We start from the raw sequence: 23,234 nt of genomic DNA, 5'->3' as shown, positions 1-23,234 counted from the left end.
TATCACCTCCTTTTCAATCGCTAACCCTGCATGGTTTGCTGATACCAGGCTTCGTAGAGGCTGCGGCTTCGTTGGCTGGTGCTGCTGCCATAAACGACGCGATGATACAACAGCGCATCCACACAGATCGGCGAACTTTGTTTAAGAACGCGTGCGGTCACATCGATATCTTCGAAGATGCGTCCGAAACGATCCTCGCGATTCCGCCAGCCATCAACGGCGACCAGGGAAGATTTGCGGTACATTCGGGGAACGAGCGGGTGGTCGTGTTCATGCGATCGATTGAAGGACGGAGAGTATATCGAATATAGCTTGCCGGAGTCAACATTCCTTCTCCATAACGGACCGAGCTGCCGGGTTCGTTCCCAGCATCCGTATCTGCCCGTGGCGATCAGCCCGTCCGGATTTTTGTCAAGCGCCTTGGATAGGAGAGCAACCGTTTCGGGTGCCAGCCAATCATCCCCATCCAATTCCAGAATATAGTGACCTTTTGCTTCCGTAAGCAGGCGATTCATCATGATCGCCTTTCCTCGGTTACGCGATTGTGTTATCACCCGTATTCGACCGTCATGAAAAGCGCAGGCTTCCTTCAGACTTTCGTCCTCCGAGCCGTCATCGCCGATTAAGAGCTCCCAGTTTTCGTTCGTTTGCGCCAATACGGAACGAATGCTCCAGCCTAAAGTGTCCTTCATGTTATAAATGCTCATGAGAATGGAGACTTCTGGCTGCTGAGGCGGTTTGGAAGATAAAGCCCCTTCGGGGCCAGCGGCGCTATCTTGCCTCCGTGTTGCAGACAGTATGGGGAGAATATACTCCAGCTCCTTTTGATACGGTGGGTGATGCGCAGCTTTCAGATGTAACGTTAGGCTGGAATCGACTGGCAGGAGATCATAAGGCAGAAATCTGACAGCGGGAAGCTTGTCATTCCAGCGGGCGAGGGCGGCAAGCAGCCAGGCTCTTCTCCAATAGATCGGGGCACCGCTCATACATATACAGACGACATGGTCCGGTATATGAAGCGGCATTGGGACCGGAGCCGACGATCCCCGATGGGTAAACGACAAACTGCAGCTCCATAAAATCCACTCGCGGTCTGTCCCTGATACTTCCTGAATGACCCGCTCACGATAAGATGCGGCATCGGTGGACCTATAGCCGAACGGCTGCGTACGGATCGTGGCGTAAGGGATCACTGGGCATTCATGCTTTTGTCCATGATGGCTTGCCGGATCACTTGATCGGCTTTCAATCCGCGTTCAACCCAGCGGTTCTCTCTGGCGTAGGCTATCCGGGCGAGCTTGTGCTCTGCTGAATCGGGGCGATCCAGCATGGCTGCCAGCTTGCCCAAGAAATCATCATGGGTCGTCGCTGTGGTGACGTGCGGCTCCATGGCAATGCATTCCGGAAGTGCCGTCGACAGCACCCGGACGCCGGAAGCCATATACTCGTATGCTTTGACCGGATTGGTAGCGAGCGTAATCGGATGGTATTGGAAGGGAATCAATGCAACGTCGATATGAGTAAGGTAACGCTTCAGCTCCTGGTGCGGCTTTTCCCCGAGAATATGCACGTTCGGTAGCTTCGAATAATCGCCGGAGCTGCCGTAAGGAGCACCAATGGAAACGAATTGGACGTTCGGAAACCGAAGGGCGGCCTTAGCGAACAGCTCATGGTCCACCCAATATGCCCAGGCTCCGATATAAGCAACAACAGGACCCGGAGGGAGATCGGCGGGTCTTTCGCTGTATGGAATATGAAAAAATGAAGAGTCAGCTCCATTCGGGATCAAGGTGAGCGGTTTATCCGGATAAGCCAGGGACAACCGGGTGTGGATCACCTCTGCGGTACACACGACATGGTCAGCCTCATCAATCATTTTCGGTTCATATTTAGCCCAATGCGGAAATTCGTCACAGCAGTCGTAGATCGTAATATCGGGCTTGAAAAGCGTGGAAATGCGCGTCCGGAGCTTAGACCAGGTGGTCCAGACGACAATGGGATGTTCTTTGCGGAGGGCAGGCAGCTTTTTGTGCAGAAACGTTTTGGTATCGGTGAACAGATACACATTCGGTTCAATTTCTTTAAACTCCTTATCGAGCGGGGCCAGGTTTTCGAAGAAAACCTGATGACCAAGCGAGCCCAATTGCGCCATAAGCTGCTGCGGTCTCTGTTTCATGTACGACCAGTTCATCGTTCTCGGATAAATGATGACAGCCAAGAGGTTTCCTCCTTTCTTTTGTACTCGGGATAATATATGCGTTGCTAGCTTCATAGAATTGGACGAATGCGCCGAATCGCTGAAAAATGGTTGATTTCTACAAGCTTTCCCCTGGCCGGAACGAATCTATCAGCTTCCCATATATTGCTTAAAATATGACGTTTTCAATCCTGTCTTTTCATATAAAAAGAGGGAGAGTGATGGTTCGTGAATTCCAAGAAGGTTCTTGTTGTGTTCGGAACGCGTCCCTACCGCAAAGAAGCCGATATGGGGGTCCGCTGGATTTTGCATGCCGGCAGAGCTTATAATGAAGTATAAGTCGGGTTCAAAAAGTCAGGTGTTCAGCACCGAAGCTTATGCTTCCGATGTGCGTTTATTCAAAACGCTTCAGTTGGATGAAGGTAGATGATGACTTTTTGAAGAAGCTCTATAAGATTTCAAGCGAAAGGATACTGTTATGGCCAATACTTACACTTATCCGCGCAGAGAAGAGATAGCGAACGCAATAACGCATGGCATAGGAGCCGCGCTAAGCGTTGCCGCGCTGGTGCTCCTGATCGTTTTTTCAAGCTTGAAGGGCACGGCCTGGCATGTTGTGAGCTTTACGATCTACGGATCCACGATGCTTCTGCTCTATTTGAGCTCAACGCTCGTTCACGGCTTGAGGGACGGGAAAGCCAAGGATTTCTTTGAGTTCATGGACCACTCTTCCATTTATTTGTTTATCGCGGGGACCTATACGCCGTTCCTGTTGGTCGCCATCCGGGGGCCGCTGGGCTGGAGTCTCTTCGGAATCGTATGGGGCATCGCGCTGTTCGGCGTCGTATTTAAAGCGTTTTTTGTCAAAAAGTTTCTGTTCCTCTCCACGATTTTCTACATTGCGATGGGCTGGCTGATCGTCATTGCCTGGAATCCGTTAACGGCGGTAGTCGCGCCTCAAGGCATGAATTTGCTTGTTCTTGGCGGCGTGCTGTACACGCTGGGTACCATTTTCTATGTATGGAGAGGCTTCCCGTACCATCATGCCATCTGGCATTTGTTTGTGCTGGCAGGCTCGATTCTCCACTTTTTTGCGATACTGATTTACCTTCTGCCTATCGGTTGAACCGCTGGGAAGACGGCTATCTGCGCATGATGAAGGATGACAAGGGAAATGGCTTGACATCCTTCTTCGTTTTTTGTATGATAAGGTTCGTTAAGCGAACTGTAAAGTGTTTTTCCTTGACGAGGGGGTGCCCTTAAATGAGTCAGGAGAATCGGCTCGAGAAGACGAACCGGATCAATTTGCTGTTCGATTTCTATGAGCAGCTGCTGACAGAGAAACAGCAGACCTTTTTGAAATATTATTTCCATGACGATTTTTCCCTGGGTGAAATCGCCGGCGAATTTGAGATTAGTCGTCAGGCCGTCTATGAGCATATTAAGCGCGCAGAGCAGGTGCTCGAGTCTTATGAAGAGAAGCTGGGACTCCTGAGCAAGCATGAGGCGCGTGTCCGAGAGCTGGATAAGTTTCGGGAAATGGTGGAGACTAGCGACCTGGACGAACATGATAAGCATGTAATGACCGATATGGTCGAACGATTAAAAGTATGGGATTAAGTATGAACGGAGGTGGCGGATATGGCGTTTGAAGGATTGACCAGCAGACTACAGAATGTGTTCAGCAAGCTTCGTGGTAAAGGCAAGGTGTCCGAAGAAGATGTAACAGCCGCCATGCGTGAAGTTAGACTCGCGCTTCTGGAAGCCGACGTTAACTTCAAAGTGGTTAAGGATTTCGTATCCAAAGTAAAAGAGAAGGCCATCGGCAAGGAAGTGATGGACAGCTTTACGCCCGGCATGGTGATCATCGACATCGTTAACAAAGAGCTGACGGAGTTGATGGGGGGAAGCCAAGCCAAGCTGGCGAAGAGCAATAAGCCGCCGACGGTCATTATGATGGCCGGTTTGCAAGGTGCCGGTAAGACAACGACCTCGGGCAAGCTGGCTAAGCTGCTTCAGAAGCAGAACAGCAAACCGCTGCTCGTGGCAGGCGACATCTATCGCCCCGCTGCGATCAAGCAGCTCGAAGTGCTCGGCAATCAGATCAATGTGCCGGTATTCTCCTTAGGAGACAAGACAAGCCCGGTTGAAATCGCGAAGCAGGGCCTGCAGCATGCCAAAGATAACGGCCACGATTATGTCATTATCGATACCGCCGGCCGGCTGCATGTCGATGAAGAGCTGATGGAAGAATTGAAGCAGATCCACAGCGTGGTGAATCCTGATGAAGTCCTGCTTGTCGTTGATGCGATGACGGGTCAGGATGCGGTGAATGTCGCGGAAAGCTTCAACCAGCAGCTGACGCTCACGGGCGTCGTGCTGACGAAGCTGGACGGTGACACCCGAGGCGGTGCTGCCCTCTCGGTTAAGGCCGTTACCGGTTGTCCGATTAAATTTGCGGCGCTCGGGGAGAAGATTGATGCGCTCGAGCCGTTCCATCCGGAACGGATGGCATCGCGGATCCTCGGCATGGGCGATATGCTGTCTCTTATCGAGAAAGCACAATCGAACATTGATGCGGACAAGGCCAAGGAAATGGAACGTAAAATGCGCAATGCCGAATTTACGTTTGAGGATTTCCTGGAGCAGATGGATCAGGTGAAGAAGCTCGGTCCTCTGGATCAGCTGATGGATATGATTCCAGGCATGGGCAAGATGAAGCAAGCCAAGGATCTCAAGGTTGACGAGAAGCAGATGGGACGCATCGAGGCTATCGTCCACTCCATGACAACGGCGGAGAAGCAGCAGCCTGACATTATCAATCACAACCGTCGTAAACGGATTGCGGCCGGGAGCGGAACCTCGCTGGCTGAAGTGAACCGGCTCATCAAGCAGTTTGACGAAATGCGCCGCGTGATGAAACAGTTCTCGGATATGATGGGTCCTAAAGGCGGCAAGAATAAGGCTTTGAAGCAGCTGAAGGGCCTGACCGGCGGGAAAGGCATGAAGTTTCCGTTCCGTTAAGCCCCGGTTATATCGGATGGACATTTTTTGAAGGAGGTGAATTTTCAAATGGCAGTACGTATTCGTCTGAAACGTATGGGTGCTCACAAGGCTCCTTTCTACCGCGTGGTGGTTTCTGATTCCCGTTCCCCACGTGACGGCCGTTTTATCGAGGAAATCGGTTATTACAATCCGGTTGCTCAACCGGCTGAAGTTAAGATCGATGAAGAGAAAGCACTGAACTGGCTTCAAAATGGTGCGCAAGCATCTGACACGGTTCGCAACTTGCTTAGCAAAGCGGGCGTAATGAAGAAGTTTCATGAGCTGAAGCATCAGAAATAAGACTGATCGCGAGGGTTATCTATGGAAGAATTAGTTCGCGTTATTGCTAAGGCTTTAGTGGATCATCCAGAAGATGTGACTGTGAAAACCGTTGAGAAGGAGCACTTGATTGTATATGAACTGTACGTGCATCCTGACGATGTCGGGAAGGTCATAGGCAAACAAGGGCGTATCGCCAAATCATTGCGTACAGTCGTTACATCGGCGGCAGTTAAAATGGATAAACGGGTGACCGTTGATATCATTTCTTAAAATATACGAAAGGGGGTTAGGATGCATGTCCTAGCCCTTTTTCGTACATGCTGAAGAAATCAGCCGGTCATACCAGCTTAGAACGTTCATTAAGTGATGCAGGAGGAAGACCATGTCTGAAAAGTTGTATACCGTAGGCAAAATCGTGAACACGCACGGCATTCGCGGCGAAGTTAAGGTCATGCCGCATACGGATTTTGCCGACCAGCGTTTTGCCGCGAAGAGCAAGCTGTATATCGTTCCCGACAAAGGGAATAAGATTGAAGTAACGGTTGAAACATCCCGCTTTCATAAAAACATGTATGTCCTGAAATTCAAGGAGCTTCATGGGATTAACGAGGCTGAAAAATATAAGGGCTCGCTGCTGAAAATCACCGAGGATCTTCAGGAGGAGCTTCCGGAGAACGAGTACTATTTCCACGAGATCATTGGTTGCAAGGTGATGACGGATGAGGAACCGGCTGAGGAGCTTGGCACGATTTCCGAGATTTTGACGCCAGGCGCCAATGACGTATGGGTTGTCAAAACGCCTAAGGGAAAAGAAATTCTTCTCCCGGCCATACCGGATGTCGTACTGGATGTCGACAAGGAATCGAAGCTTGTCCGCGTGCATCTTATGGAAGGGTTGTTATAGTCCATGCGGATTGATGTGTTGACGCTGTTTCCCGAAATGTTTGATGGCGTGTTCCATTCGAGCATTCTGGGTAAAGCGGCCGAGAAAGAAATCGTGAACCTGAATGCCATCAACTTCCGCCAGTATGCCGGGAACAAGCATGGGCAGGTCGACGATACGCCATATGGCGGCGGTGGCGGAATGGTGTTAAAACCGGACCCGATTTTTGCTGCGGTAGAGGACATCCTCGCTTCGGATCCGAATGAGATTTCGAATCATGGGGAGGGAGCTCACCCTGCTGGAGAGATTTTGGCGGAAATCACCGGCGCAGCCAAGCCTCCGCGAGTCATTCTGATGTGCCCGCAAGGAGAGACTTTTACGCAGAAGAAGGCGGAAGAGCTGTCTCAAGAAGAGCATCTGGTGTTTATATGCGGGCATTACGAAGGTTACGATGAACGAATCCGCGAGTTTCTCGTGACGGATGAGTTATCCATCGGAGATTACGTACTTACCGGCGGAGAGCTGCCGGCCATGGTGGTCATCGATTCCGTCGTCCGATTGCTGCCGGGTGTACTTGGGAATGAAACCTCCGCGGTGACGGATTCATTCAGTACAGGCCTGCTGGAATACCCGCACTATACACGTCCGGCGGAGTTCCGCGGCTGGAAAGTGCCGGATATTTTGCTAAGCGGTCATCATGCGAATATCGATGTATGGCGCCGTGAACAAGCGCTTAAACGGACATGGGAAAGACGCCCTGAATTGTTGGAGGAACTGGAGCTTTCGAAACAGGATATGGTGTATCTTGAGAAATTACGTGCCCAAAGCGGCAAGGCAAAATGAAACGAATAACGGATGACGAAAAGAGAGGACTTCTCGTAAATGGGCCTTCTCTTTTTTTGTTGCGGCTCAACTGTAAGATATCGAACCTATTGTTCGCCCAGTGAATAGTCTGCAGATATGGGTGTTTGCTGAGTCGTAGAGAAGCAGAACGAGGAGTGAAGCATATTGGATTCCCCACGGAGAGGAAATCGCGGCAAATTGAAGTGCACGTCTTCACGAAAAATAGCGCCCAGGCGAGCGAGGTTAAGAGAGCTTTGGTTGAGTCGCCTGGTTTGGTCGTTTCGCCAATTGAGAGCACTTGTCCGCATATTCATTGAGCAACCGGTACATGAAAACTTCATTCGTCTAAAAAGACAAGTTCGACGGATCCAAAAAATGTTGTTGTCTTCCAATATGTCACTATCTAAAAGCGAAAAGCGATTTATCCGAATGGCCGCTGAACAAGTATTAGTTATTTCTAATATGAACAATAGCAGAGAAATTATAGATCGAATAAACTTTTTTGCAGTACTTATCCTTTCTTATGCCGAGCGCATCGGAATAGGAAGATTGATTAGATCATCCGTTCTTGAAATTAGCAGTTCGCTCAACAGATGGGGTTATGCACAAGAAAGAATGGATTTGATCCCATTACACAACTTGGTCGATAATCTCCCGTTATATATTGCGGACGCAGTGACGAATCCAGGGATGGAATCCGCCAATAGATTAGGAGTTGTTTTTGAAGATATCAATCAACAAGTATCCCGTTTGGGCGCTTCTGCAGCGCAGCGGGAAGCTCTGCAGACAGCGTCCCAGGACGTAATGGCATCACTGGTGGAAGGCGCGTCTCCGATGCAAGTGAATGATCGATTGATGAATTATACCAATATGCTTGGAGAAACGGTAACAACTTTGGATATACCGACAACTGATCGGAATGGGTTGTTGTTTTCTTTGTTATCTGTTTCAAGAATAAGTGCCGAGAGCGTTCAAAGTATGATGATGCAGGATTTCGTTGAAAATGTACAAGATCTAACGGGACCGACGGGCGAAACTGGAGCTACAGGTTCCGAAGGAGTACCGGGTGTTCCTGGGGCAGCGGGGTCAACGGGAGCAGCAGGTGCAAGAGGGTCAACTGGAGCGACGGGAGCGGTAGGGGTAAGAGGGGCAAGAGGGTCAACTGGAGTAGGAACAACAGGTGAAACGGGAGCAACAGGAGCTACGGGAGTTACAGGAGCAACAGGAGAAAGAGGAGCCATGGGTGCAACCGGAGCAACGGGAGTAACAGGAGCGGCAGGAGCGACAGGTACGGGAGCAACCGGGGTAACAGGAGAAAGTGGAGCAACGGGGGCCACGGGAGCAACAGGAGTAACAGGAGTAACAGGAGCCACTGGGGAGACGGGAGCAACGGGTGAAACAGGAGCCACGGGAGCAATAGGAGAAATTGGTGCAACCGGAGCAACGGGAGCAACAGGAGTAACAGGAACTACGGGGGCAACAGGAGCAACAGGAGTAACAGGGGCAACAGGAGCAACGGGAGCAACCGGAGCAACAGGAGAAAGAGGAGCAACGGGGGCCACGGGAGCAACAGGAGTAACTGGTGCAACAGGAGCAACGGGTGCAACTGGAGTAACTGGGGCAACAGGGGCAACAGGAGTAACAGGAGTAACAGGAGCCACTGGGGAGACGGGAGCAACGGGTGAAACAGGAGCCACGGGAGCAATAGGAGAAATTGGTGCAACCGGAGCAACGGGAGCAACAGGAGTAACAGGAACTACGGGGGCAACAGGAGCAACAGGAGTAACAGGGGCAACAGGAGCAACGGGAGCAACCGGAGCAACAGGAGAAAGAGGAGCAACAGGAGTAACAGGAGCCACTGGGGAGACGGGAGCAACGGGTGCAACAGGAGCCACGGGTGCAACGGGTGCCATCGGAGAGACAGGAGCAACGGGTGCAACTGGAGTAACTGGGGCAACAGGAGCAACGGGAGCAACCGGAGCAACAGGAGAAAGAAGAGCAACGGGGGCCACGGGAGCAACAGGAGTAACTGGTGCAACAGGAGCTACAGGTGAAATGGGTGCAACGGGAGCGACCGGTGAAACTGGTGAAACTGGTGCAACAGGTGCAACGGGAGCAACAGGAGAAAGAGGAGCAACGGGAGCAACAGGAGCCACCGGAGAGACAGGAGCAACTGGGGTAACAGGTGCCACAGGAGCGGCAGGAGTAACAGGAGCTACGGGAGCTACGGGAGCAACCGGAGCAACAGGAGTAACAGGAGCCACGGGAGCAACAGGAACTACGGGAGCAACTGGGGTAACAGGAGCGACAGGAGTAACCGGAGAAACAGGGGCAACCGGAGCAACAGGAATAACAGGAGCGACAGGTGAAACGGGTGCAACGGGAGTTAGTGGAGCAACGGGAGTTACGGGTGCAACCGGAGCGACAGGAGTAACCGGAGAAACAGGGGCAACCGGGGTAACAGGAGCAACCGGAGCAACGGGGGCAACAGGAGTAACTGGTGCAACCGGAGCAACAGGAGTAACTGGTGCAACGGGAGCAACAGGAGAAAGAGGAGCAACGGGGGCAACGGGAGCAACGGGAGCAACGGGAGCAACAGGAGTAACTGGTGCAACGGGAGCCACAGGAGAAACTGGGGCAACAGGAGCAGCCGGGGTAACAGGAGCAACCGGAACAACAGGAGCAACGGGGGCCACAGGAGCAACAGGAGTAACCGGAGAAACAGGGGCAACCGGGGTAACAGGAGCGACCGGAGAGACAGGAGCAACGGGGATAACCGGAGCAACCGGAGCAACAGGGGTAACAGGAGCAACTGGGGTAACTGGAGCGACTGGAGTAACAGGGGCAACAGGAGAAACTGGGGCAACAGGAGCAGCCGGGGTAACAGGAGCAACCGGGGTAACAGGAACAACAGGAGCAACGGGAGCCACGGGAGCAACAGGAGTAACTGGTGCAACAGGAGCAACGGGAGCAACAGGAATAACTGGTGCAACCGGAGCAACAGGAGCCACGGGTGCAACGGGAGTGATAGGAGCTACGGGAGCAACAGGTACCACTGGAGAGACTGGAGCAACTGGGGTAACAGGAGCTACGGGAGCGACAGGAGAAACGGGTGTAACAGGAGCAACTGGGGCAACAGGAGCAATTGGGGTAACAGGAGCAACCGGAACAACAGGAGCAACGGGGGCCACAGGAGCAACAGGAGTAACCGGAGAAACAGGGGCAACCGGGGTAACAGGAGCGACCGGAGAGACAGGAGCAACGGGGATAACCGGAGCAACCGGAGCAACAGGGGTAACAGGAGCAACTGGGGTAACTGGAGCGACTGGAGTAACAGGGGCAACAGGAGAAACTGGGGCAACAGGAGCAGCCGGGGTAACAGGAGCAACCGGGGTAACAGGAGCAACCGGAACAACAGGAGCAACGGGAGCGTGATAGGAGCTACGGGAGTAACAGGTACCACTGGAGAGACTGGAGCAACTGGGGTAACAGGAGCTACGGGAGCGACAGGAGAAACGGGTGTAACAGGAGCAACTGGGGCAACAGGAGCAATTGGGGTAACAGGAGCAACCGGAACAACAGGAGCAACGGGGGCCACAGGAGCAACAGGAGTAACCGGAGAAACAGGGGCAACCGGGGTAACAGGAGCGACCGGAGAGACAGGAGCAACGGGCATCACCGGAGCAACCGGAGCAACAGGGGTAACAGGAGCAACTGGGGTAACTGGAGCGACTGGAGTAACAGGAGCAACAGGAGAAACTGGAGCAACAGGAGCAGCCGGGGTAACAGGAGCAACAGGGGTAACAGGAGCAACCGGATCAACAGGAGCTACAGGTGAAACGGGAGCAACAGGAGCAACAGGGGCAACAGGAGCTACGGGGGTAACAGGGGCAACTGGAGATACTGGAGCAACAGGGGTAACAGGAGCTACTGGAGCGGCAGGAGTAACGGGAGCTACAGGAGCTACGGGGGTAACAGGGGCAACAGGAGCTACGGGGGTAACAGGGGCAACTGGAGATACTGGAGCAACAGGGGTAACAGGAGCTACTGGAGCGGTAGGAGTAACGGGAGCTACAGGAGCAACGGGGGTAACAGGAGCAACAGGAGCAACGGGGGTAACAGGAGCAACAGGAGCAACAGGAGTAACAGGAGCGACAGGTGTAACGGGTGAAACGGGTGCAACGGGAGCGACAGGAGCAACAGGAGAAGCGGGAGCAACAGGAGTAACAGGAGAAACGGGTGCAACAGGAGCAACAGGGGTAATGGGAGTAACAGGAGCAACAGGAGCTACGGGAGCGACAGGAGCTACCGGAGCAACAGGAGCAACCGGAGTAACAGGAGCAACAGGAGCAACGGGAGCAACGGGAGCAACAGGAGTAACTGGTGCAACAGGAGCAACGGGAGCAACAGGAATAACTGGTGCAACCGGAGCAACAGGAGCCACGGGTGCAACGGGAGTGATAGGAGCTACGGGAGCAACAGGTACCACTGGAGAGACTGGAGCAACTGGGGTAACAGGAGCTACGGGAGCGACAGGAGAAACGGGTGTAACAGGAGCAACTGGGGCAACAGGAGCAATTGGGGTAACAGGAGCAACCGGAACAACAGGAGCAACGGGGGCCACAGGAGCAACAGGAGTAACCGGAGAAACAGGGGCAACCGGGGTAACAGGAGCGACCGGAGAGACAGGAGCAACGGGGATAACCGGAGCAACCGGAGCAACAGGGGTAACAGGAGCAACTGGGGTAACTGGAGCGACTGGAGTAACAGGGGCAACAGGAGAAACTGGGGCAACAGGAGCAGCCGGGGTAACAGGAGCAACCGGGGTAACAGGAGCAACCGGAACAACAGGAGCAACGGGAGCCACGGGAGCAACAGGAGTAACTGGTGCAACAGGAGCAACGGGAGCAACAGGAATAACTGGTGCAACCGGAGCAACAGGAGCCACGGGTGCAACGGGAGTGATAGGAGCTACGGGAGTAACAGGTACCACTGGAGAGACTGGAGCAACTGGGGTAACAGGAGCTACGGGAGCGACAGGAGAAACGGGTGTAACAGGAGCAACTGGGGCAACAGGAGCAATTGGGGTAACAGGAGCAACCGGAACAACAGGAGCAACGGGGGCCACAGGAGCAACAGGAGTAACCGGAGAAACAGGGGCAACCGGGGTAACAGGAGCGACCGGAGAGACAGGAGCAACGGGGATAACCGGAGCAACCGGAGCAACAGGGGTAACAGGAGCAACTGGGGTAACTGGAGCGACTGGAGTAACAGGAGCAACAGGAGAAACTGGGGCAACAGGAGCAGCCGGGGTAACAGGAGCAACCGGGGTAACAGGAGCAACCGGAACAACAGGAGCAACGGGAGCCACGGGAGCAACAGGAGTAACTGGTGCAACAGGAGCAACGGGAGCAACAGGAATAACTGGTGCAACCGGAGCAACAGGAGCCACGGGTGCAACGGGAGTGATAGGAGCTACGGGAGCAACAGGTACCACTGGAGAGACTGGAGCAACTGGGGTAACAGGAGCTACGGGAGCGACAGGAGAAACGGGTGTAACAGGAGCAACTGGGGCAACAGGAGCAATTGGGGTAACAGGTGCAACGGGAACAACAGGAGAAACGGGAGTAACAGGTGCAACGGGAGCTACAGGCACAACGGGTGCAGCAACGGGAGCAACAGGGGTAAGGGGTAACAGGAGCAACCGGATCAACAGCAACAGGAGCTACAGGTGAAACGGGTGCAACAGGAGCAACAGGGGCAACAGGAGCTACGGGGGTAACAGGGGCAACTGGAGATACTGGAGCAACAGGGGTAACAGGAGCTACTGGAGCGGCAGGAGTAACGGGAGCTACAGGAGCTACGGGGGTAACAGGGGCAACAGGAGCTACGGGGGTAACAGGGGCAACTGGAGATACTGGAGCAACAGGGGTAACAGGAGCTACTGGAGCGGTAGGAGTAACGGGAGCTACAGGAGCAACGGGGGTAACAGGAGCAACAGGAGCAACGGGGGTAACAGGAGCAACAGGAGCAACAGGAGTAACAGGAGCGACAGGTGTAACGGGTGAAACGGGTGCAACGGGAGCGACAGGAGCAACAGGAGAAGCGGGAGCAACAGGAGTAACAGGAGAAACGGGTGCAACAGGAGCAACAGGGGTAATGGGAGTAACAGGGGCAACAGGAGCTACGGGAGCGACAGGAGCTACCGGAGCAACCGGAGAAACTGGTGCAACAGGAGCAATGGGGGTAACAGGAGCGACGGGGGAAACAGGATCAACAGGAGAAACCGGAGAAACTGGTGCAACAGGAGCAACGGGGGTAGCAGGAGCGACAGGAGCCACTGGAGCGGCAGGAGTAACAGGAGCTACGGGAGCGGCAGGAGTAACAGGAGCTACGGGAGCCACCGGAGCAACCGGGGTAACAGGTGAAACGGGAGCCACCGGAGCAACCGGGGTAACAGGTGAAACGGGAGCAACAGGAGCGACAGGGGCAGCAGGAGAAACTGGTGCAACAGGAGCAACAGGGGTAACAGGAGCCACGGGAGCCACAGGAGAAATTGGTGCAACGGGAGCGACGGGTGCAACCGGAGCAACAGGGGTAACAGGAGCAACTGGGGTAACTGGAGCGACTGGAGTACCAGGGGCAACAGGAGAAACTGGGGCAACAGGAGAAACTGGGGCAACAGGAGCAGCCGGGGTAACAGGAGCAACCGGAACAACAGGAGCAACGGGAGCAACGGGAGTAACTGGGGCAACAGGAGCTACAGGTGAAACAGGTGCAACAGGAGTAACCGGAGCGACAGGAGCAACGGGAGCAACAGGTGTAACTGGGGAAAGAGGAGCAACGGGAGCAACAGGAATAACTGGTGCAACCGGAGCAACGGGTGCAACGGGAGTGACAGGAGCAACGGGAGCAACAGGTACCACTGGAGAGACTGGAGCAACGGGAGCCACCGGAGCAACTGGAGCAACAGGGGTAACAGGAGCAACAGGAGCAACAGGAGCAACAGGAGCAACAGGTGTAACTGGGGAAAGAGGAGTAACGGGAGCAACAGGTGTAACTGGGGAAAGAGGAGCAACGGGAGCAACAGGAATAACTGGTGCAACCGGAGCAACGGGTGCAACGGGAGTGACAGGAGCAACGGGAGCAACAGGTACCACTGGAGAGACTGGAGAGACTGGAGCAACGGGAGCCACCGGAGCAACGGGGGCAACAGGTGTTACGGGAGCCACGGGAGCAACGGGATCGACAGGAGAAAGAGGAGTAACGGGGGCCACGGGAGCAACAGGTGTAACTGGGGACAGAGGAGCCACAGGAGCCACAGGAGCCACAGGAGCCACAGGAGTAACAGGAGCAACGGGAGCAACAGGAGCAACGGGAGCAACTGGGGTAACAGGAGCGACAGGAGCAACAGGAGCAACAGGAGCAACAGGTGTAACTGGGGAAAGAGGAGCAACAGGAATAACTGGTGCAACAGGAGCAACAGGGGTAACAGGAGCAACAGGAGCAACGGGGGTAACAGGAGCAACCGGAGTAACAGGGGCAACAGGAGCAACGGGAGCAACAGGAGTAACTGGTGCAACCGGAGCAACAGGAGCAACAGGAGAAAGAGGAGCAACGGGGGCCACGGGAGCAACAGGAGCAACCGGGGTAACAGGGGCAACCGGAGCCACAGGTGTGACTGGGGAAAGAGGAGCCACGGGAGCAACTGGAGTAACAGGGGCAACCGGGGTAACAGGAGCCACCGGAGCAACAGGAGTAACTGGTGTAACGGGTGCAACAGGAGAAAGAGGAGCCACGGGAGCAACAGGAGCAACCGGAGCAACCGGAGCAACGGGAGCAACGGGAGCCACGGGGGTAACAGGAGCAACCGGTGCAACAGGTCCGGCAGGCCCGACGGGTCCAACCGGGTCTACTACCCTCGTGGGCGGTAGTGTGATCTATGCCAGCAATGGAGTCGTTCAAAATGTGGCTACCAATTCACCGGTTACTTTTTCAACAAGCACACTTCAAGGTGTAACCTTTAACGGTACCACGACGCTGACCATCGTGACAGCTGGCTTCTACTACTTTGACTGGCAGATTTCGCTCGAAACGGGTTCGTCAGCGCCTAATACTTTCGGAGTCGTTGTCAACGGTAATACGACAAACACAGCGAACATGAACTCGAATTCAGCCAACGCCGAGGTATCAGGATCTGCCGTCATCAATTTAAGTGCAGGTAATACCGTTGGGCTCTATAATTTATCGCCGGTCAGTAAATCGATAACGGCACCGCAAACCGCTGCAAGAATTTCTATCTTTAGAATTGGCTCATAGCCCAATATTGTATACTTCAGTGTCAATTTTTTTAATATGGTTGATGCATCGTCTCCTTCGGTGGGTAATATGTATCTGGAGAAACACTTGAGATTACTGGGAGGCATCTTGTCATGACAGAACATCGACAACAACAGGAAGCAAAAATAGAAGAAACAAACCATACTGAAGTTCAATTCCAAACGGTAGACGACATCCTTGAATACTATGGCAAGCGCCACAAAGGCTTGCATGACTCGAAAGAAAGCGTAAATTAAGTTCAGCCTAACCGCTTCCGGCATGATCTTCATGCTGGAAGTGGTTTTTTAAAGACCAGTGAGCGTTGTGCGGGTTTATAGATGAGGGTGTAAAGATAAAATACTTGATTCAGTCAGCAAAATATGTTACTATTTCTTTTGTTGTGAATACGGTGGTCCGCTGCGGATAATGAAGGAAATACATAGAGTTTCCGGAAGATGCAAGAACACCTGTGTGAGAGGAGGGAGTCATAGATGAATATCGTTCAAGCGATTACTCAAGAACAACTTCGTAAAGATATTCCGAGCTTTCGTCCTGGTGATACTTTAAAAGTACACGTTAAGGTTATCGAGGGAACTCGTGAGCGTATCCAGTTGTTTGAAGGTGTAGTAATTAAACGTCGCGGTGGCGGAATCAGTGAGACTTTTACCGTTCGTAAAATTTCTTACGGTGTTGGTGTGGAAAGAACTTTCCCAATCAACTCGCCTAAAATCGATAAAATCGAAGTGGCTCGCCGTGGTAAAGTGCGTCGTGCGAAGCTTTATTATCTTCGTGAACTGCGCGGTAAAGCAGCGAGAATTAAAGAAATTCGTCGTTAATTACAAGGCGGTAAAAGGGGCTTGTGCGTATATACAAGCCCCTTTTGTATATCCAAAAATCGTTATCATGCGAAAGCGATCTACAGGGAAGGACGGTGGATTATGGAGAAAGATCAACACCAGGAGGCCATTGAAACCAACGTGGGGAAACCGGCCAAAAAGGCTAAGAACGAGCTTGTAGAATGGCTGAAGGCTCTTCTCATTGCGCTGGTTCTCGTCGTTCTCATTCGCTGGCTTCTCTTTAAACCGTTTATTGTACAGGGACCATCGATGGAACCTAACTTTGTTTCGAATCAGAAGCTGATCGTCAACGAGATTTTATATGATATCCGCAAACCCGAGCGTGGCGAAGTTATCGTGTTCCATGTTCCTGACGAGGGCAGGGATTTCATTAAACGCGTGATCGCGGTTGCCGGTGATACGGTTAAAGTGGAAGGCGATAAAGTGCTTGTCAACGGGGAACCTGTGAATGAAACCTACATACAGGAAGCAATTGATCAAGCCCATGCTGAAAATCGATTATACAATAACACGGATTTTCCGAACTCGTTTGTTCAGGACGGCGTTGTCCCGGAGGGCCATGTGTTCGTGATGGGGGATAACCGCTCCAACAGTACCGACTCCCGAATGATAGGATATGTTCCTTTGGGGGATATTATCGGTCGAGCAGACTTGATTTTCTGGCCGATTAAAGACATAGGGCTCATCAACCATTAGCCAGCCGCATGGCGCTATAGAAACGATGAAAGTTTGCAGAGCAAAGTAGAGGTGACGACGTTTGACAATACAATGGTTTCCTGGACATATGACCAAAGCGCGCCGTCAAATTCAGGAGAAGCTGAAGCTGATCGATGCCGTTATAGAACTGATCGATGCGAGGCTTCCGCTCTCAAGCCGAAATCCGATGATTGACGAGATTTTGCAGGGCAAGCCGCGGCTCGTTATTATGAATAAAGCCGATTTGGCCGATCCTGAGGTTACAAGGCAATGGCAGGCCTATTTTAAAGAAGCTGGGCTGACGGCTTTTCCCGTCGATGCATCCACGGGGACAGGCGTTAAGGATATTCCGAACCAGATTAAGCTGCTACTGAAAGAGAAGATCGACAAACAAATCGCCAAGGGCATGAACCCGAGAGCGATGCGCGTGTTGATTGTTGGCATACCGAATGTAGGCAAATCCACGCTGATTAACCGGCTTGCTGGCCGTAACATCGCGGAGACGGGAGACCGTCCGGGCGTCACGAAAGGACAGCAGTGGATCAAGGTTGCCGGCGGTGAGATGGAATTGCTGGATACCCCCGGTATTTTGTGGCCGAAGTTCGAGGATCAGAATGTAGGATACCGCTTAGCGGTAACCGGCGCGATTAAAGAGGAAATATTGAACGTAGAGGATATTGCCTTTTTTGCGATCAAATATTTCGCCAATTATTACTGGGAAACGATGAGCGAGCGCTTTGACCTGAAGGAGCGCCCGACGGATCTGGACAACCCGGATGAAATCGTCGCGGTCATGGAGGCGATTGGAAGAAAACGCGGCTGTATCGTAAGCGGCGGAAGAGTCGATCTGGAAAAAGCCTCGAGCCTATTCCTACGGGAACTTCGCGCAGGGAAGCTTGGACGATATTCTATGGAATCGCCTTATTGATTCGTTAAAGGGAGAATGCACTGCCTCTCCAACCCATTAAATAAAAAGAACCGTTCAGCCGAATACCGGCAGGACGGTTCTTTTTTCTTAACAAGGATAAAACTAGTCTGTTTTTTCGGTAGATGCCCTGAAAATCGGCTTGGTTTGGATATGGGTGACTTGATAGGGCAGCGCCGGTTCTTTCACCCGGGACAACAGCATGTTAGCCGCAGCAATTCCCATTTCATCGCTATAGATATGTACCGTTGATAAATGGGGTTCAACGATGCGCGATTCAGGCGCATTATCGAAGCCGCATACGGCAATGTCGCCGGGGATGGCGATATGGCTATTCTTCAAGGCTTTCATCACATTGACCGCAATAAAATCATTGGCGCATACAAAAGCAGACGGCAACGGTTTCATCTGTTTCAGCCGCTTCTCCATCCAGTCGGACTCGGAGAAAAACTCACGGTCCGGGTTTAGGACACACTGTTCCGGATCCAGCCGGATCCCCATCTCGGTCAAAGCCCGATTAAATCCCACCCAGCGTTCGTTAAAGCTCTTGCAGTGCTGGATGTCCCCGATGAATCCCAAAGACGCGTAGCCCTGCTCGATGAGCCGCTTGGTCATATGGCAGGTGCTGTGTTCATTCTCCATCAGAAGCAAATCCGCCTGTAAGTCCGGGTAGAACATGTCAGCTGCACAATCGATAAATACCGTAGGCAAGCCCAGACTTGTGAGCTCCCTGCTGTATTCCATATCAAATAACTCAATACATATGATGCCATCCACTTTGGAGGATTCAAAATTGTTAGGCAGTGTCCGAGAGCTTCGATCAATGTCCCGGACAATATGAATGGACAGGTTATAGCCTTCCGCGCTGATTCGTTTCTCAAGCCCACTGATTAATCGCGAGCCAAAATGGGAGGTGCTTGGAAGATTCGCCGTCAGAAGAGCGATATTTCCCGGGTTTTTGGTCAGCAGATTGTCCGTCTCCATGAAAGCAAACTGTTTGTATTTCAGTTCAATCGCTTTTCGGATAACCTTGCTGCGCGTCTCGTCCGGAATACTTTCGCTCCCGTTCAAAGCCTTGGATGCCGTATTTCTGGAGATCCCCAGGGCATCGGCAATATCTTGAATTGTGACTTTTTCTTTCGTCATGTATCTGATTTCACCTCAAATGATCAAGTTCATACGAAGGTCCGCTGTTTCTTCCAGTTGCTAATGACCTCTGAATATCTTAAATCAAATGTATAATAGATTAGCCCAAATAGCAACCTTAACTTTACAAATGCACAATTGATTTTACATTTAAATAGCGGAGATTAAGTTGGAATCCACTTCGCTATTCCTTTACATTTGTTAAAACATCATCTAATAACAGTGGAAAGGGTGGATGTCCGTAATTTTACGAAAAGACCGACATGGGTTACCCGTGTTTATGACAAATTGACGAAATAAATGAACAAATTTTATTGTCAATTGCACAAATTTATTTTTACAAATTATATTGACTGGTGTTACATCATTTGATAAATTGTAAAAGCGACATTCAACATAAGTGAAAAATGAAAGCCTTTTCTGTAAGCAATATGTAAACTTCTCTAGAAAGAACGGGGGAACAGGTTTGAGACATTCAGTGGAACCAGCCAATCAGGGGGCAGGGGTAATCAAGGGACGGAGCTCCGCAGGGCGAACGCTCGCTTTCGTCAAGAAAAACTATTTTCTGTACATACTGCTGGCTCCGGCACTTATATTGACCCTTATTTTCAAGTACGTTCCGATGTACGGTGCCGTTATCGCATTTAAGGATTTCAGCCCGATTAAAGGAATCCTCGGGAGCGAGTGGGTCGGGCTCAAGCATTTTGAAAAATTTATCGCCTCGCCAAACTTTGACGTCATTTTTATGAATACGCTTAAATTGAGTTTTTTTGGTCTTATCTTTAGCTTCCCGGTGCCGATCCTGCTTGCGCTCATGTTAAACCAGGTTCGCAAAGCGGCAGTCAAGAAAAATATTCAGCTGTTCCTGTACGCGCCCAATTTCATCTCGGTGGTCGTCATTGTCGGGATGCTGTTTATCTTCTTGTCCCCGACGGGGCCGATCAATCAATTGGTCATTTGGATGACGGGAAGTCCGCTGATGTTTATGTCGCAGCCGGAATACTTCAGGTGGATTTATATTCTATCAGATATATGGCAGGGTGCCGGATGGGCCTCCATTATCTATGTGGCTGCTCTTGCGAATGTGGATCCAGAGCTGCATAACGCGGCCAGCCTGGACGGAGCTAACCTTCTCCAGCGCATCCGACATATCGATCTGCCTACGATTAGACCGATTATGGCGATCGTCTTCATACTGGCAGCGGGTGGCATTATGTCCATAGGCTTTGAAAAGGCTTATCTGATGCAAACCTCGATGAATCTTCCTACTTCGGAGATTATCGCTACCTATGTGTACAAGGTCGGCCTACAGTCAGGCGATTATGCGTACTCCGCAGCCGTTGGTTTATTCAACTCCGTAATCAATGTCATTTTGCTCGTAACGGTGAACTTTATTGTCAGAAAACTCAATGAAGGCGAAGGCCTCTACTAGGAAAGGAGTCATACTCATGGCCGTCAAACATTCACGCTTCGACCGCTTTCTGTTGTCATTAAACGCGATCTTTTTAACGCTTGCCGTATTAGTCGTTGTCGTTCCATTGGTTTACATTGTGGTGGCCTCGTTCATGGATCCCACCGTGCTGCTGAATCAAGGGCTATCTTTTAAAATCTCCGATTGGAGCCTGGAAGGATATCAGATGATTCTGTCCAATCCCGCGATGCTCCGCGGATTTGGCAATGCCGTTTTCTATTCGACAGCCTTTGCCCTTCTCACGGTAACGGTATCGGTCTGTGCGGGATACGCACTTTCGGAAAGCCGGCTGGCCGGACGCCATTTTTTCATGACGTTGTTCATTATCACCATTTTTTTCGGAGGCGGATTGATTCCTACGTATTTGCTTGTAAGGGAGCTTGGTATGCTCAATACGGTATGGGCCGTAATCATCCCCGGCGCGGTGAATGTGTGGAACATCATATTGTCCCGAACTTTCTTCAAAGGGGTGCCGAATGAATTGAAGGAGGCGGCCAATGTGGATGGGGCTACCGATATGAAAATCTTTGTTCGGATCGTTCTGCCGCTATCCAAGCCCATTATCTTTGTACTCGCCCTGTATGCCTTCGTTGGCCAGTGGAACGCATTCTTCGACGCCATGATCTATCTGGACGATCCTAAGCTGCACCCGCTGCAGCTCGTTCTAAGATCGATTCTCATACAGAACCAGGCTGCGCCGGGCATGATTAGCGACCAGCTTGCCATGGCGGAGCTGAAACGGCTCTCGGAAATGATTAAATATTCGGCGATCGTGATCTCCAGCCTTCCGCTATTGATTATGTATCCATTCTTCCAAAAGTACTTCGAGAAAGGTGTTATGGTAGGCTCTCTCAAATAGCGGGCCGCCTTCAACATAAAGTCATTATCCAAATACATGATTCGGGAGGTCATTGATATGAATACGAAGAGATCCAAGAAACATAACCGTAAAAAAGCGGTAACCCTGACAGCTCTGGCAGCCGTGCTGCTCTTGTCCGGGTGCGGCAAGGGCGGGGAAGCCTCAAATGAGTCGCCGGACGGAAAGGTTACTTTGAACGTCCTGACGCAAAGCTCGCCGCTGGCTCCTGCCGACCCTAACGAGAAGCTGATCAACAAGCGTCTGGAAGAGAAAACGGGCATTCACATCAAGTGGAAGAATTATACCAGCGATGTATTTGCGGAAAAACGCAATCTGGCCGTAGCGAGCGGAGATTTGCCTGACGCCATCTTCGATGCGGGGTACGGAGATTACGATCTGCTAAAACTGGCAAAGGACGGGGTCATCATTCCCGTGGAGGATTTAATCGAACAGCATATGCCCAATCTGAAAAAGGTGCTGGAGCAGGCGCCGGAATACGTCAACATGATTACGGCGCCGGACGGACATATTTATTCCTTTCCATGGATCGAGGAGTTGGGCTCAGGGAAAGAGCGGATTCAATCGGTGGATAACTTCCCCTGGATTAACGTGGAGTGGCTCGACGCCTTGGGACTGGACATGCCAACTACGACGGAAGAGCTGAAAACCGTATTAAAGGCGTTCAAAACCCAAGATCCGAACGGCAACGGGCAGGCTGACGAAATACCGCTTTCCTTCATTAATAAGCCGGGCGGCGAGGATCTGACATTCCTGTTTGCTTCATTCGGCTTGGGTGAGAACTGGGATCACACCGTCGTTACGGATGACGGCAAGGTGGTGTTCACCGCCGCAGAGGAAGGGTATAAGGAAGCCATAGCATTCATTCACGAATTGTATGAAGAGGGCTTAATCGACATCGAAGCATTCCAGCAGGATTGGAATACCTACCTGGCCAAGGGAAAAGACCACCGGTACGGCATGTATTTTACGTGGGATAAAGCCAATATCACGGGCATGAATGATACGTATGACCTGATGCCGCCGCTTGCAGGGCCAACCGGAGAGATCAATGTAACGAGGACGAACGGAATCGGACTGGACCGGGGAAGATTGGTCATTACCAGCAGCAACAAGAAGCTGGAGGAAACGGCCAAATGGATTGATGCCATGTATGAACCGCTCCAATCGGTTCAGAACAACTGGGGAACTTACGGCGACGATACCCAGCAGAATATTTTTGAGCTGGATGAAGCCAAAGGGATGCTGAAGCACCTTCCGCTTGAAGGCACGGCTCCGGTAGAGCTTAGACAAAAAACAAGCATCGCGGGGCCGCTTGCGATCCTGGACGAGTATTATGGAAAATACACCACGATGCCGGATGATGCGGCGTGGAGGCTCAAACTGATGAAGGACGTCATGGTACCGCACATGAAAGCGGAGAATACGTACCCGAAAGTGTTCTTCTCCATCGACGAGTTGGATCGCTTATCCACGATTGAAGCGGACTTGTTCCCTTACCTGGAAAGAATGCGCACCGAATGGTACCAGAATGGAAAAGTAGATCAGGAATGGGATGCCTACCTGAAGGAATTGGATCGACTTGGACTTCAGGAGTGGCTGACGATCAAACAGACGGGATACGACAGAAACATGAAGTAACCGTATGGAATGCAGCGGCCGTTCCTGCATATCGTTGAAGTACGGTCGTAAA

The 23,234-nt window shown here is 51.8% G+C and carries 18 protein-coding genes and 1 pseudogene; 16 read left to right on the top strand and 3 right to left on the bottom strand.

What is annotated here, in order from left to right:
* Positions 1 to 20: 20 nt before the first annotated feature.
* Complete coding sequence (locus GYMC10_RS20930; RefSeq protein WP_015736363.1) at positions 21 to 1,193, bottom strand: glycosyltransferase family 2 protein; 1,173 nt, start codon at positions 1,191 to 1,193, stop codon at positions 21 to 23.
* Positions 1,190 to 2,218 (bottom strand): glycosyltransferase, encoded by a 1,029-nt coding sequence (locus GYMC10_RS20925; protein ID WP_015736362.1) that lies wholly within the window; start codon positions 2,216 to 2,218, stop codon positions 1,190 to 1,192. The genes GYMC10_RS20930 and GYMC10_RS20925 overlap by 4 nt, the downstream gene beginning before the upstream one ends.
* Positions 2,219 to 2,675: 457 nt before the next feature.
* Between GYMC10_RS20925 and trhA the strand changes: the two genes are divergently transcribed.
* The 13 genes and pseudogenes from trhA to ylqF all read left to right on the top strand — a co-directional run bounded on the left by trhA (position 2,676) and on the right by ylqF (position 18,050).
* Positions 2,676 to 3,323, top strand: coding sequence for a PAQR family membrane homeostasis protein TrhA (gene trhA / locus GYMC10_RS20920; protein WP_015736361.1), 648 nt, complete (start codon positions 2,676 to 2,678; stop codon positions 3,321 to 3,323).
* 137 nt (positions 3,324 to 3,460) lie between these two features.
* Entirely contained in the window at positions 3,461 to 3,817 is a 357-nt protein-coding gene (locus tag GYMC10_RS20915; protein WP_009594991.1) for a putative DNA-binding protein, read from the top strand.
* Positions 3,818 to 3,838: 21 nt separating this feature from the next.
* On the top strand, positions 3,839 to 5,221 hold the full coding sequence (ffh, locus tag GYMC10_RS20910; protein WP_015736360.1) for a signal recognition particle protein: 1,383 nt from the start codon (positions 3,839 to 3,841) through the stop codon (positions 5,219 to 5,221).
* Positions 5,222 to 5,269: 48 nt separating this feature from the next.
* Complete coding sequence (gene rpsP, locus GYMC10_RS20905; protein ID WP_006211361.1) at positions 5,270 to 5,542, top strand: 30S ribosomal protein S16; 273 nt, start codon at positions 5,270 to 5,272, stop codon at positions 5,540 to 5,542.
* A gap of 21 nt (positions 5,543 to 5,563) precedes the next feature.
* Entirely contained in the window at positions 5,564 to 5,794 is a 231-nt protein-coding gene (locus tag GYMC10_RS20900) for a KH domain-containing protein (RefSeq protein WP_006211360.1), read from the top strand.
* A gap of 112 nt (positions 5,795 to 5,906) precedes the next feature.
* Positions 5,907 to 6,428, top strand: coding sequence for a ribosome maturation factor RimM (gene rimM, locus GYMC10_RS20895; protein WP_009594996.1), 522 nt, complete (start codon positions 5,907 to 5,909; stop codon positions 6,426 to 6,428).
* Between the two features lie 3 nt (positions 6,429 to 6,431).
* On the top strand, positions 6,432 to 7,250 hold the full coding sequence (gene trmD, locus GYMC10_RS20890) for a tRNA (guanosine(37)-N1)-methyltransferase TrmD (protein ID WP_041622027.1): 819 nt from the start codon (positions 6,432 to 6,434) through the stop codon (positions 7,248 to 7,250).
* Between the two features lie 165 nt (positions 7,251 to 7,415).
* Positions 7,416 to 10,685 carry a collagen-like protein gene (locus GYMC10_RS20885; protein ID WP_015736358.1) on the top strand — a complete coding sequence of 1,090 codons (3,270 nt, stop codon included), beginning with the start codon at positions 7,416 to 7,418 and terminating at the stop codon, positions 10,683 to 10,685.
* An 827-nt stretch (positions 10,686 to 11,512) separates the two neighbouring features.
* A pseudogene (locus GYMC10_RS33355) lies at positions 11,513 to 15,569 on the top strand (beta strand repeat-containing protein).
* 113 nt (positions 15,570 to 15,682) lie between these two features.
* Positions 15,683 to 15,826, top strand: coding sequence for a hypothetical protein (locus GYMC10_RS32605; protein WP_162939111.1), 144 nt, complete (start codon positions 15,683 to 15,685; stop codon positions 15,824 to 15,826).
* Positions 15,827 to 16,060: 234 nt separating this feature from the next.
* Complete coding sequence (gene rplS, locus GYMC10_RS20860) at positions 16,061 to 16,405, top strand: 50S ribosomal protein L19 (RefSeq protein ID WP_015736355.1); 345 nt, start codon at positions 16,061 to 16,063, stop codon at positions 16,403 to 16,405.
* A 102-nt stretch (positions 16,406 to 16,507) separates the two neighbouring features.
* Positions 16,508 to 17,122, top strand: coding sequence for a signal peptidase I (gene lepB / locus GYMC10_RS20855; protein ID WP_036663956.1), 615 nt, complete (start codon positions 16,508 to 16,510; stop codon positions 17,120 to 17,122).
* 61 nt (positions 17,123 to 17,183) lie between these two features.
* Entirely contained in the window at positions 17,184 to 18,050 is an 867-nt protein-coding gene (ylqF, locus tag GYMC10_RS20850) for a ribosome biogenesis GTPase YlqF (RefSeq protein WP_015736353.1), read from the top strand.
* 102 nt (positions 18,051 to 18,152) lie between these two features.
* Here the strand turns inward: ylqF and GYMC10_RS20845 are convergent, their stop codons facing one another.
* A complete protein-coding gene (locus GYMC10_RS20845; protein WP_015736352.1) occupies positions 18,153 to 19,193 on the bottom strand; it encodes a LacI family DNA-binding transcriptional regulator in 1,041 nt (346 codons plus the stop codon).
* A 508-nt stretch (positions 19,194 to 19,701) separates the two neighbouring features.
* On the opposite strand from GYMC10_RS20845, the gene GYMC10_RS20840 reads away from it, so the two are divergent.
* The 3 genes from GYMC10_RS20840 to GYMC10_RS20830 are packed head-to-tail and all read left to right on the top strand — an operon-like array spanning position 19,702 to position 23,182.
* The gene (locus GYMC10_RS20840) at positions 19,702 to 20,625 is read left to right on the top strand and encodes an ABC transporter permease (protein ID WP_085982522.1); all 924 of its coding nucleotides are present in this window, start codon (positions 19,702 to 19,704) and stop codon (positions 20,623 to 20,625) included.
* A gap of 16 nt (positions 20,626 to 20,641) precedes the next feature.
* Positions 20,642 to 21,523: a carbohydrate ABC transporter permease gene (locus GYMC10_RS20835; RefSeq protein WP_015736350.1), complete on the top strand. Its 882-nt coding sequence runs from the start codon at positions 20,642 to 20,644 to the stop codon at positions 21,521 to 21,523.
* A 57-nt stretch (positions 21,524 to 21,580) separates the two neighbouring features.
* The gene (locus tag GYMC10_RS20830) at positions 21,581 to 23,182 is read left to right on the top strand and encodes an ABC transporter substrate-binding protein (protein ID WP_015736349.1); all 1,602 of its coding nucleotides are present in this window, start codon (positions 21,581 to 21,583) and stop codon (positions 23,180 to 23,182) included.
* Positions 23,183 to 23,234 lie beyond the last annotated feature (52 nt).

It is taken from the genome of Paenibacillus sp. Y412MC10, assembly GCF_000024685.1.
Classification (GTDB): domain Bacteria; phylum Bacillota; class Bacilli; order Paenibacillales; family Paenibacillaceae; genus Paenibacillus_AQ; species Paenibacillus_AQ lautus_A.
The sequence above is the reverse complement of the archived record's forward strand: the minus strand, read 5'-3'. Positions and strand labels throughout refer to the sequence as shown.

Coding starts and splice junctions, on each gene's coding strand:
- trhA (WP_015736361.1), top strand. CDS start 2,676: ATGGCCAATACTTACACTTATCCGCGCAGAGAAGAGATAGCGAACGCA.
- GYMC10_RS20915 (WP_009594991.1), top strand. CDS start 3,461: ATGAGTCAGGAGAATCGGCTCGAGAAGACGAACCGGATCAATTTGCTG.
- ffh (WP_015736360.1), top strand. CDS start 3,839: ATGGCGTTTGAAGGATTGACCAGCAGACTACAGAATGTGTTCAGCAAG.
- rpsP (WP_006211361.1), top strand. CDS start 5,270: ATGGCAGTACGTATTCGTCTGAAACGTATGGGTGCTCACAAGGCTCCT.
- GYMC10_RS20900 (WP_006211360.1), top strand. CDS start 5,564: ATGGAAGAATTAGTTCGCGTTATTGCTAAGGCTTTAGTGGATCATCCA.
- rimM (WP_009594996.1), top strand. CDS start 5,907: ATGTCTGAAAAGTTGTATACCGTAGGCAAAATCGTGAACACGCACGGC.
- trmD (WP_041622027.1), top strand. CDS start 6,432: ATGCGGATTGATGTGTTGACGCTGTTTCCCGAAATGTTTGATGGCGTG.
- GYMC10_RS32605 (WP_162939111.1), top strand. CDS start 15,683: ATGACAGAACATCGACAACAACAGGAAGCAAAAATAGAAGAAACAAAC.
- rplS (WP_015736355.1), top strand. CDS start 16,061: ATGAATATCGTTCAAGCGATTACTCAAGAACAACTTCGTAAAGATATT.
- lepB (WP_036663956.1), top strand. CDS start 16,508: ATGGAGAAAGATCAACACCAGGAGGCCATTGAAACCAACGTGGGGAAA.
- GYMC10_RS20845 (WP_015736352.1), bottom strand. CDS start 19,193: ATGACGAAAGAAAAAGTCACAATTCAAGATATTGCCGATGCCCTGGGG.
- GYMC10_RS20835 (WP_015736350.1), top strand. CDS start 20,642: ATGGCCGTCAAACATTCACGCTTCGACCGCTTTCTGTTGTCATTAAAC.
- GYMC10_RS20830 (WP_015736349.1), top strand. CDS start 21,581: ATGAATACGAAGAGATCCAAGAAACATAACCGTAAAAAAGCGGTAACC.